We start from the raw sequence: 9,678 nt of genomic DNA, 5'->3' as shown, positions 1-9,678 counted from the left end.
GTGCTTCGGTGTTGCGGGGGGGGTTCGTTTTTGTTAAAACCCCCCCCCCTGCGACTCGCGGCCCCCCCCCCGCGTACCCGGGGGGCCCCGCCTCTCTTGTTCACTCCGGTTGTCTACGGCTTCCTACGGCGATCTCCGGCCACTCACGGCAAATACGCGGCCACGTTTTTCAGCGCTTGGTCGCCTCCCAGATTCACCTCATAGCCTCGTCCCTCTGCCCATGCACGCACTTGGCGTAGACGCGCAGAGGAACTCCAGCGGCTCGCTGCCGCGCTGCCATCTCCGAGTGCCGTGGCGGCAGGCGAGCATACGTTCGACGAGTAGGTAAGAGGGGACGGCGGTGCGCCAGGGTTGAGCTGCATCGGAACGAAACGCGCTACTTGGTCCTGAGGACCGGGCTTGGCGTGGGGTGTCGTTCTGATGTGTTCGAACTGCGCACGCCCTGGCCCGCGGGAGAGCCCAGCAGGGGAGCATGTGGGATCTGACCTGCGGTGACCCCGGGCCCTATGGCTAAGGTATCGGCTCGCCGAACAGGAAGCCCAGGCTCAGCGGAGCCTCACAAGGTGACACCTGCTTCCGGCGAATTGCCGAGTTCTCGCGATCAAGTGTCGGCCGCTCGTGAGATGCTCGCGCGGGAACGCTCCCCCACGCGAAAGCAGCGACATGGCCGATCAAACTCTGCTGGGCTCCGACGGATGGCCCCTTCCGCTTCCTCCCGATCCCCTGAGTCCGGTGCCGGACGAGGTCGAACGCGGGCTGGCGGCGTACAGGGCGGGTGACGTCCCGGCGGCTCGTGCCTTGCTGACCACGATCGCCGGCGCGGGACGTACCGCCGTGTCCGGGCATGCGGCCATGGCGCTGGCGGGCATCGAACTCAGCGAGAACGGCCTGGACGGCTCCTGCCGAGGGTGGCTGGAGCAGGTGGCCGCAGGAGAGGACCCCTGGCTGGGCCCCTTGGCCGCCGTGATGCTCACCCCGGACTTCAGGTCGTCTTCGGACCGAGCGCTCCTCCAGAGCCTCGCGGCCCAGCTCACCGGCGACCTGGGCGCGGCCCAGGATGGATTCGAGCAGGCCGCGGAGGTCCGCAAGGGCACCGAGATCGGGGATGTCGCCAGCCTCCTCCTCGGCAACCTGCTGCTCCAGAGCGGCGACCAGACCGCGGCTCTCGGGCCGCTGACGTACGCACGAGAGATGTGTGACGGCTTGTTTGCCGGCTATGCGGCCCATCTAGAGGGGCACATCCTCATCGGCCGGGACGCGAAGGAGCAGGCGGGCGAGGTGCTCCAATACGCGCACGGGGAGTCCCACCCGGCCAGGGGAGGGAGCAAGGGGCTGCACCCATGGGTCGCCGTCCGGTTCGGCGAGTTGCTGGCGGGCGATACGTGGCTGGACCTCGTCTACGACCAGGTGGAGCGCAGCGGTGTGAGTGAGGGCGAGGTGGTGCGGGAGCCCTTCGAGTCCGCCCGCTACCAGACGGAGGTCAGCAATCCCGCGCTCGTCGACATCGGCCTGTATCTGTTCCCCGCGACGTTCGGACCGGTACACGCGGGTCTGGAGCGTCTGAAGACGTGGAGCGATGAACGGTACGAGCGCGGCCGCAGGCTGGTGCTCGCGCTCCACACCCATGTTGAGGACAGCCGCGATGAGGAACGCACGCGAGGGCTGACAGACCTCCGAGAGAGGTTGGGCCTTCCCCGGCCCCACTGAGTGCCCGTGTACAACTGATCCTTGAGTCCGCTAAATGGGCGAAAATGGCGACGTAGCGCGAATCTTCAGCGACATAGAGCTACCTTCCGGTAGTAACGGCAGTTATCGAAGCCCCGTCACCACCGGAAGGTCTGACGCTCGGCGAGGTTGAAGGACTCAGGTCAGCCTGGCTGGCGCCGAGGAGAAGCTCCGCCAGCCCGATCGGGGCCACGGGCAGCATACGGCCGTGGACCTTGGCATCCCCACCACGCGTGGTGATCGATGAACCCCACGAAGGTGGGCTGCCACATGGCCCTCAACCAAGATCGAGAACAAGTTCAAGAAGCGTGCATCAAACGCCCTTCAAAACACGATCAAGTGCCGCCCGGCCGGCAGGTCCCCAGTTCGGCTTGCCGCCGGGAAGGTCCCGATCTCCGTTCTGCCCCATGAGCATCAGGAAGAGGCTCTTCATAGCGGCCAGCCCGCGGGCGCGCCGGATCGTTGCCTCGTCCGCGTGCGCGTACGCGTCGAAGAACCGTGCGGCCGCGCCCGCGGGGAGCAGCACCCACGCGGCGCCGAGGTCCCACGCGGGATCGCCGGCGAACAAGGCACCGAAATCGATCACGCCTGTGAGCGTCCCGTCCGAGACGACGACATTCGCGGGATGGAGGTCACCGTGCAGCCACATCGGCGGGCCCTCCCACTCGGGGGCCGCGACGGCATCGGCCCAGACGGCCCGGACGGCGCGGACATCGCCGACGGCGTCGGGGTCAATGGCCTGCAAGAACTGCTCGAAGCCGCCCGTGCACCTCTTGGGGTGAGCGCCGAGGTCCGAACTGGCCGGGGCCTCGGCGGGCGCCTCCACATGGAGCGCCCTGAGGAAGCCCGCCAGCGTGTCGGCCGCGTGGGCGTCGCGGCTGATCGAGCCGTGGTCCAGCGGCTCGCCGGGAACCCACGTCATCACGGTCCAGTGCTTGGGGAAGCGCTCGGACGGTTCGCCGAACCGCACCGGGGTCGGCACCGGGAGCGGCAGGCGCGGGGCCAGCACAGGTAGCCACCGCCGCTCCTTGAGCTGGAGCTCCGGGGTAGGGTCCATGCGCTGCATGCGCACGGCCAACTCGTCCCCGAGACGCCACATTTGGTTGCCCCAGCCGCCCGCCACCTCGCGGATGGCCAGCCCTGCAAGATCTGGATGTTGCTCCTGCAGCAAGTCGCGGACCAGGTCTGCGGTGATCTCGATCTCGGTGTCGGTCATGCGAAGTCACAGTACTGAGGCGGCAGGCGGAGCGGCTCTCGCTCTCCGGAACATCTCGCTGTCATTCCTCTGGCATCACCAATTCGGTCTCAGAGAGCTGCAGATCAACGGCTTTGGGACGGAACGGCTCCATAGTTCAGAGAAGTCGACAACGGCTGCAAATGGCGCAATCTGCCCGCCGACTTCCCGCCCTGGCGCACCGTCCACGCGATCTTCACTCGCTGGTGGACCGACGGCGATCTCTACGCCCTCCACAACGACCTGCGCGAACACCTCCGGCTCGCCGAAGGACGCCAAGCCGAACCCAGCGCAGGCATCATCGACTCGCAGTCGCTGCGGGCGGCCGAGAATGTAGCCACTGACTCCCGCGGATACGACGCGGCCAAGAAAGTGCAGGGCACAAAGCGGCACGTCGTCGTGGACACCCTGGGCCTGCTGCTGGTCGTCATCGTCACCGCCGCCAGCGTCCAGGGCCGCGACGGCGCCAAGCCTGCGCTGGAACGCCTGCGCGACTGGTACGAGAGGATCTCGCTGATCTGGGCCGACAGCCCGTCCTGTCTGATCATTGGCACCGGGCGGATACGGCCGAAGCATGTCGTGCGTGCGGCGTCGGACGTTTCAGGTGGCGCGCCCCCACCCTCCTCGCCGACGGGGGCGCGCGGCCAGGCCGCCGGCCGTGAGGCGTCAGCCCTGTGGGCCGAGGCGCACGGCCAGGCCGTCGAGGACGCGTTCCAGCCCGTAGCCGAAGTTCGCGTCCCGCGTCTTCGCCGGGTCCTCCTCCTGCATCGCGGCGTAGAGGTCGGTGAGCATCGGCTCGTCGCGCACGGCCTGCTCGGTGAGCGGCCGGAGGCCGGCGATCCACTCCTGCTCGGTCTTGCCGCTGCGCGCGATCATCGACAGGTAGGCGGCCTCGCTGGTGGTCATGCCGATGACATAGGCGATGAGCGTGTCCATGGCCTGGCCGGCCTCGCCGCCCTGGAAGCCGGCCTGGCTGAAGTGCGCGAGCATGCGGCTGGACTGGCGCATGAGGTTGGGTCCGAGGGAGGCCAGGCCGACCTGGCCGAGGACGGCGGCCACCCAGGGGTGGCGCAGGATCATGGCGCGCAGGCTGTGGGCGCCTTCGGCGATGGCGGCCCGCCAGCCCGCGGGGTCGTCGGGGTCGGGCACCCGGACCTCGCCGTAGACCTCGTCGACGACGAGCTCGATGAGCTCGTCCTTGTTGGCGACGTGCCGGTAGAGGGAGGTGGCTCCGGCGTTGAGGCGCTGGCCGAGGCGGCGCATGGAGAGGTTCTCCACGCCTTCGGCGTCCAGGAGCCTGATGGTCTCGGTCACGATGGAATCGCGGCTGAGCGTGGGCTGCTCGCGCTGTTTGCGGGGCCGTGCCCACACCGAGGGGATGGACTGGTCGTCAGGTGCCGGCATGTGAGCTCCTCTCTTCCGGCACCCAGCATAGCGCACACTGTGCGCGCATGCGTACGGCATGACAGTCGGATTGGTGCCCGCTCCTCCGCAAGGGCGGGCTACTCCGTGGAGAAGGCCGCGTCGAACGCCGCCGCCGGCGGGGTGATCGCGTTGAGCCGCTTGATGGAGAAGTCCCAGCCGCGCCGCAGGTTCGCCCACGCGGACTCCGGTGTCCTTGCAGTCGACGTGGTAGATCCGGTCGGATAACCCGACGGGGTCGAGGGGTCCCAGTTGAGCCCGAAGGCGGGCCGCCTGCCCAGGGCCTCCAGCGCGCGCTGGGTGGTGACGTGGTCGTAGGCGATCTCGGACGGATGCACCTCGTGCACGAACCGCACTCCCACCTCGTCGAAAACGCTTAACGGCATGATCGGCCGATGTTCCTCCTGTGCTCAGGCTGAATGCTTGCGTCCGCCGCCAGATGCGACACAAGGAAGCTGAACGTGGGCGACGTGGCAGCATCCAGCCGGTTCTTCACCGGGCACCTGGGCTTTCGCGAGGTGTTCGTGGCGCTGAGCCGTGATGACGGGGCGGCCGACATTCTGCTGCTGCAGCGCTCGCCCGAGGCGCCGCCCGGCTCCGGGTTCGCCGATGTCATCGTGTCGTTCGCGGTCACCGACATCGCCGCCGAGTACGCGCGACTGCGGGCGGAGGGTGCTCCCATCACCGTCCCACTGCACCACGAGCCGTGGGGCGAGTGGGTGCTGCAGCTCACCCGATCCCAAGGGCTGACACCAGCGCGGAACATCGTTCGCAGTTGCACGCACCATTCCCCTCGCGTACAGTGTTCGCATCGCGAGAACATCATTCGCAGGAGGCTTTCGTGAACCCCAATCCCCGCCGCTGGCTGATCCTGGTCGTGCTGTGTCTCAGCACGCTGGTCCTGGTCGTCGACAACATGGCGCTGACCGTCGCGGTCCCGTCGCTGGCCGCCGACCTCGGCGCCACCGCCCAGGACATGCAGTGGATCCTCGAGTCCTACATGCTGGTCTTCGCCGGACTGCTGCTGACCGCCGGCTCCCTGTCCGACCGGTACGGCCGGCGCAAAATCATGGTCATCGGCCTGGCCCTCTTCGGACTCGCCTCCCTGGCCGCCACCCTGGTCACCAGCCCAGGCCAGCTCATCGCCGCCCGCGTGGCGATGGGCATCGGCGGCGCGCTGGTCATGCCCAGCACCCTGTCCATCATGATCACCGTCTTCGCCGACGAGAACGAGCGCCGCAAGGCCATGGCCGGCTGGGGCGCGGTCGCCATGCTCGGCCTGGTCGGCGGACCGGTCCTGGGCGGTGCGCTGATCGCCTCCTACGGCTGGGAGTCGATCTTCTGGATCAACGTCCCGATCGCGGTCCTGGCCATCCTCGCGGCGGGCACCCTGATGCCCGAGTCCAAGGGACCGCAGGTCAAGCCCGACCCCCTGGGCGCGATCCTGTCCATGGTCGGCATGGTCGCCCTGGTGTGGACGATCAATGAGTTCGCCCACGGCATCAACTGGATCTCACTGGGCGTCGCCGTGGTCGCGCTGGCCGCCTTCATCGGCTGGGAGCTGCGCACGCCGTACCCGATGGTGCCGCTGAAGCTGTTCCGCGACCGCGACTTCGCGGGCGGCAGCCTGTCGCTGACGCTGGTGCAGGTGGGCAACGGCGGCCTGCTGCTGGTCCTCACCCAGTACCTGCAGTTCGTCCTCGGCTACACGCCGACGCAGGCCGGTCTGGCCTTCATCCCGCTGGCCATCGCCTCGCTCATCTTCAACGGCGTCGGCGCCGGCCTGGGCGCCAAGCTCGGCAACAAGCTGACCGCGGTCCTCGGCATGCTGGTCATGGCGGCCGGGTTCGCGCTGCTGGCCACCACCTCCGGCGCCTTCGTCATGGTGGCCGTGAGCCAGTTCGTCCTCGGCGCCGGCGCCGGCCTGGCGATGCCGACCGCGATCGCCGCGCTGATGGGCGCCATCCCCGCCGAGCAGGCCGGTGTCGGCTCGGCGCTGAACGACACCATCCAGCAGGCCGGCGCGGCGCTCGGCGTGGCCGCCCTGGGCAGCCTCGCCACTGGTAGCTTCACCGCCGCCATGCCCGCGGGCTCCCCGACCTCCATCGCCGAGGCCGTGGCCAACCCCGCCCTGGCCGCCGCCGCCCGCGAGGCGTACGCCTCAGCCATGTCCTCGACCTCCCTGGCTGCGGCCGCCGGCGTCCTGGGCGCCGCCGTACTCGCTCTGATCCTGCTGCGCGGCCGCCAGGTCGGCGCCCATGCCGCCAGTACCCCCGTTTCTGCCTGAACTTCTGGAAAGGAAGCACTCTGATGAAGACCACTGTCCGCGTTGCCGGTTCCCTCGCCCTTGCCGCCAGCGTGATCGCCGGGAGCGCCGGAGCCGCGACGGCGGAAAAGGCGCCTGACCGGGCCGGTGTCCAGCAGGCGCTGGAGCAGGTCGTGGCCGCCAGCGGTATCCCCGGCATGGTGGCCGAGGTCCGTGACGGCAAGAAGACCTGGTGGGGTACGGCAGGCGTGGCCGACACCAAGACCGGTCGCAAGCGCGAGAAGGGCGAGCGGTTCCGGATCGGCAGCGCCACCAAGGCCTTCACCGCCACCACCGTGCTGCTTCTGGCCGCCGAGGGCAAGCTGAGCCTGGACGACACCGTCGAGAAGTGGCTGCCCAGCCTGGTCGACGAGAACCGCAACGACGGCAGCAAGATCACCGTCCGGATGCTGCTCAACCAGACCAGCAGCCTGGACAACCCCTACCTGTTCGAACCCCTCAACAGCATCTACGACACGCCCAAGTTCCTGAAGTACCGCCATCGTCAATGGAAGCCGGAGCAGCTGGTCAAGCACACCCTCGCCAAGGGCCCCTACAAGGGCCGCAAGCCGGGTGAGGGCTGGTGGTACTCCAACACCAACTACTACCTCGCCGGCCTGATCGTCGAGAAGGCCACCGGAAAGACCCTGGCCCACGAGATGAAGCGGTTGATCATCCGCCCGCTCGGCCTGGGCAGCACCTATATGCCGGGCAAGAACGAGACCAAGATCCGCGGGTCGCACCCCGAGCTCTACTCCAAGCTCAGCACCACGGCCAAGCCCGAGGACAAGGTCTACCACCTGCGCGACTACAACCCCTCCTGGGGCTGGGCCGCCGGCAACATCGTCTCGACCACCTCCGACCTCAGCCGCTTCGTCAACGCGCTACTGACCGGCAAGCTCCTGCCGAAGAAGCAGCAGGACGAGATGTGGGGTCACATGGTCGACACCACGGGCAACCTGTGGATCCCCAACACGCACTACGGCACCGGCGTCTTCTCCCAGAAGCTGTCCTGCGGCGTCACGACCTACGGAGTGGCCGGCTACATCCAGGGCACCTACACGTACCTGATGGCCAGCCGCGACGGCAAGCAGATGGTCGCCGTCAACACCAACGGCGACTGGAACAACGCGATCGGCGGCGCCCTCGGCGTCATCGAGGCCAAGCTCTGCGCCAAGAAGTAAGGGCGCCCTTAACCTCGCTGCGGGGTGCCGGGTGTTCGGTGACCTTGGCGATCCCGAGCGCGGCCACGGTGCGGTCGATGGCCGAGGCATAGGCGCGGTGAGAGTTCGGGTTCACGTACATGGCTTGCCGTCGGCGGCGCCATCGGAGCCGGTGACGAAGCCGCGTCGGGCGGCGCGCCAGGCCGGCGGAGGTCCCGGCGGCGAGTCGATCATCACCGAGGCCCTGCCTGCCGATTCGCCGCCATCAGGACCGTTGACCGGCCCACCCGGAGTCAGGAGCAGAACCCGGCCGTGTCCCTGGTCCTCTTCCTGCTGATCCCGCAGGTGCACCTTCTCGACGTGGCCGGTCCCGCCCAGGTCTTCTCCACCGCCGATGACCTCGGCTATCCCCACACGATCACCTATGTCGCCGAGGAAAGCCAGGTCGCCAGCGCGCAGGGACTGATGCTGCGACCCACGACCGACTGGCCGCGTCTGACAGCCGACGACCTGATCATCGTGCCGGGCTGGCGTGGCCCGACCCGCCCGCCGCCCAGGCAGACCCTGCGCCGCCTGCGCGAACACCACGCGTCAGGCACGGTCGCCGGCGTGTGCGCGGGGGTCGACGCGCTCGGCCGCGCCGGGCTGCTGGACGGCCGCCGCTGCACGATCCACCACTGCGTCCAGGACGAGTTCGGGCGCGTGTACCCACGGGCGGATGTCGTCAAAGGGCCCCCGCCAGGTGCCGCTCAAGCTCACCCGATCGGTCACCTTCGGCACCGGCGTGCTCGACCTGACCTACCAGCCGGCCTGATCAGCGATGACGAGAATTCTTCTGGCCTGCGGTATCGCCGCGGGCCCGTGGTTTCTGGGCGTGGCGCTGGTCCAGGGGCTCACCCGCGAGCCCTTCGACTTCACCCGCAACGCCATCAGCCAGCTCAGCCTGGGGGACCTGGGCTGGATCCAGGTGACCAGCTTCGTCATCACCGCCTGTCTGGCGATCGCCGGATCGATCGGGCTGCGCCGGGCGCTGCACGGCGGTCCCGGTGGCACCTGGGCTCCGCGGCTGGTGGCCGTGTTCGGGGCGTCGTTCCTGGTCAGCGCAGCGTTCAGCGCCGATCCCGGGGCGGGGTTCCCCGACGCCGGCCATCAGGCGGCGGTGCTCAGCACCCAAGGCGGCATCCACATGGCGGGCGCCATGGTGGGTTTCCTGTCGCTGTGCGCGGCGTTCGTGGTGATGGGCCGACACTTCGCCGCCCGGGGTGAGCGCGGGTGGGCGATCGCCTGCCGGCTCGTGCCGGTCGGCGTGCTGGCCGGGTTCGCCGGCTCCTCGGCCAGCGTGATGGCGTTCACCGCCGGGGCGGGGCTGGGGCTGGTGTGGCTGGCCGTGCTGTCGGCCCGCGTCCGCGCCTCGGCCGAGGCGTAGGCGGTGCCGTACCCCTGAAAGGAGGGCGGCCGGGTCCCTGCAGGGGCCCGGCCGTCTTTGCTCGCCAGAGAGTGCCGAGATCGCGGACGACCTGGGCGAAGGCGCGGATCATGTCGTTCTCCGCCTCACCGCGCCAGGCCAGGCCGTAGATCAGCGCGGGTCATCACGTAGGTGAAGTACGCCGTCGCCTGCGCTCCGGCACCGTGCACGCACACGCGGGCGGGTTCGGCACCGGCGGTCTCCACCCATCGCATCCTTGAGCCGTCAGGCCCGGCTATCGCGTCTCTCAGGCGGGCTGGTAGTGCAGATTCACGACACCGGACTTGAAGGTGGTCGAATCGACCAGCTTGACCGGCAGGCGACCGGTGTTCTCGTCGAACAGCCGGGTTCCGGTGCCGAGCAC

7 protein-coding genes and 3 pseudogenes are annotated in these 9,678 nt (G+C 68.9%); 7 read left to right on the top strand and 3 right to left on the bottom strand.

Translation table 11 applies throughout. The annotated features are described in order from the left end of the window. The first annotated feature begins 732 nt into the window (after positions 1 to 732). The gene (locus ACFXJ8_RS43500) at positions 733 to 1,707 is read left to right on the top strand and encodes a tetratricopeptide repeat protein (protein WP_379651373.1); all 975 of its coding nucleotides are present in this window, start codon (positions 733 to 735) and stop codon (positions 1,705 to 1,707) included. Between the two features lie 331 nt (positions 1,708 to 2,038). Here ACFXJ8_RS43500 and ACFXJ8_RS43495 read toward each other — a convergent pair whose 3' ends face one another. After that, on the bottom strand, positions 2,039 to 2,941 hold the full coding sequence (locus tag ACFXJ8_RS43495; protein WP_379651371.1) for an aminoglycoside phosphotransferase family protein: 903 nt from the start codon (positions 2,939 to 2,941) through the stop codon (positions 2,039 to 2,041). A 156-nt stretch (positions 2,942 to 3,097) separates the two neighbouring features. Between ACFXJ8_RS43495 and ACFXJ8_RS43490 the strand changes: the two are divergent. After that, positions 3,098 to 3,478 (top strand): annotated as a pseudogene (locus tag ACFXJ8_RS43490) (transposase); the annotation flags it as partial. Between the two features lie 147 nt (positions 3,479 to 3,625). Here ACFXJ8_RS43490 and ACFXJ8_RS43485 read toward each other — a convergent pair. Further along, positions 3,626 to 4,363 carry a TetR/AcrR family transcriptional regulator gene (locus ACFXJ8_RS43485; RefSeq protein ID WP_379651370.1) on the bottom strand — a complete coding sequence of 246 codons (738 nt, stop codon included), beginning with the start codon at positions 4,361 to 4,363 and terminating at the stop codon, positions 3,626 to 3,628. A 98-nt stretch (positions 4,364 to 4,461) separates the two neighbouring features. Continuing rightward, positions 4,462 to 4,785: pseudogene (locus ACFXJ8_RS43480) on the bottom strand (sugar phosphate isomerase/epimerase); the annotation flags it as partial. Positions 4,786 to 4,842: 57 nt separating this feature from the next. Between ACFXJ8_RS43480 and ACFXJ8_RS43475 the strand changes: the two are divergent. The 5 genes and pseudogenes from ACFXJ8_RS43475 (at position 4,843) to ACFXJ8_RS43455 (ending at position 9,275) form a co-directional block, all read left to right on the top strand. Further along, complete coding sequence (locus tag ACFXJ8_RS43475) at positions 4,843 to 5,226, top strand: VOC family protein (RefSeq protein WP_379651368.1); 384 nt, start codon at positions 4,843 to 4,845, stop codon at positions 5,224 to 5,226. Next, positions 5,223 to 6,668 (top strand): MFS transporter, encoded by a 1,446-nt coding sequence (locus tag ACFXJ8_RS43470; RefSeq protein ID WP_379651366.1) that lies wholly within the window; start codon positions 5,223 to 5,225, stop codon positions 6,666 to 6,668. Before ACFXJ8_RS43475 ends, ACFXJ8_RS43470 begins: the two co-directional genes overlap by 4 nt. Before the next feature lie 23 nt (positions 6,669 to 6,691). After that, positions 6,692 to 7,870 (top strand): serine hydrolase domain-containing protein, encoded by a 1,179-nt coding sequence (locus tag ACFXJ8_RS43465; protein ID WP_379651364.1) that lies wholly within the window; start codon positions 6,692 to 6,694, stop codon positions 7,868 to 7,870. A 291-nt stretch (positions 7,871 to 8,161) separates the two neighbouring features. Beyond that, positions 8,162 to 8,485 (top strand): annotated as a pseudogene (locus ACFXJ8_RS43460) (DJ-1/PfpI family protein); the annotation flags it as partial. A gap of 184 nt (positions 8,486 to 8,669) precedes the next feature. After that, positions 8,670 to 9,275, top strand: a complete 606-nt coding sequence (locus ACFXJ8_RS43455; RefSeq protein WP_379651362.1) for a DUF998 domain-containing protein — start codon at positions 8,670 to 8,672, stop codon at positions 9,273 to 9,275. Positions 9,276 to 9,678 lie beyond the last annotated feature (403 nt).

The organism is Nonomuraea sp. NPDC059194 (assembly GCF_042754765.1).
Taxonomy (GTDB): domain Bacteria; phylum Actinomycetota; class Actinomycetes; order Streptosporangiales; family Streptosporangiaceae; genus Nonomuraea.
The sequence above is the reverse complement of the archived record's forward strand: the minus strand, read 5'-3'. Positions and strand labels throughout refer to the sequence as shown.

What these genes read in the sequence shown, in the direction of transcription:
- ACFXJ8_RS43465 (WP_379651364.1), top strand. Translation starts at nt 6,692, where the DNA reads ATGAAGACCACTGTCCGCGTTGCCGGTTCCCTCGCCCTTGCCGCCAGC.
- ACFXJ8_RS43455 (WP_379651362.1), top strand. Translation starts at nt 8,670, where the DNA reads ATGACGAGAATTCTTCTGGCCTGCGGTATCGCCGCGGGCCCGTGGTTT.
- ACFXJ8_RS43495 (WP_379651371.1), bottom strand. Translation starts at nt 2,941, where the DNA reads ATGACCGACACCGAGATCGAGATCACCGCAGACCTGGTCCGCGACTTG.
- ACFXJ8_RS43485 (WP_379651370.1), bottom strand. Translation starts at nt 4,363, where the DNA reads ATGCCGGCACCTGACGACCAGTCCATCCCCTCGGTGTGGGCACGGCCC.